Genomic DNA, 286 nt, shown 5'->3' on the forward strand with positions numbered 1-286 from the left:
CCGCCAATGCTGCCAAGATAGAATCCGCCGTGTTTGTGGCAGGCGTCGGTCACCTGCTGGCTGCGGTTGCCTTTCGCCAGCATCACCATGCTGGCGCCGTGGGACTGCAGCAGATCGACATAGGAGTCCATGCGCCCCGCGGTGGTCGGACCGAGCGAGCCTGAGGCATAGCCATCGGGTGTTTTCGCCGGGCCGGCGTAGTAGATCGGGTGATCTTTGACGTACTGCGGCAGCGCTTCGCCGTTATCCAGCAGCTCTTTGAGCTTCGCGTGGGCGATATCGCGCG

1 protein-coding gene is annotated in these 286 nt (G+C 63.3%); it reads right to left on the reverse strand.

From position 1 onward, the window contains the following. On the reverse strand, positions 1-286 hold a 286-nt coding region (locus GRPL_RS0126245), incomplete at both ends, for a fumarate hydratase C-terminal domain-containing protein (RefSeq protein WP_032700874.1).

The sequence above is a fragment of the Klebsiella planticola ATCC 33531 genome (assembly GCF_000735435.1).
GTDB classification, from domain to species: Bacteria; Pseudomonadota; Gammaproteobacteria; order Enterobacterales; family Enterobacteriaceae; genus Klebsiella; species Klebsiella planticola.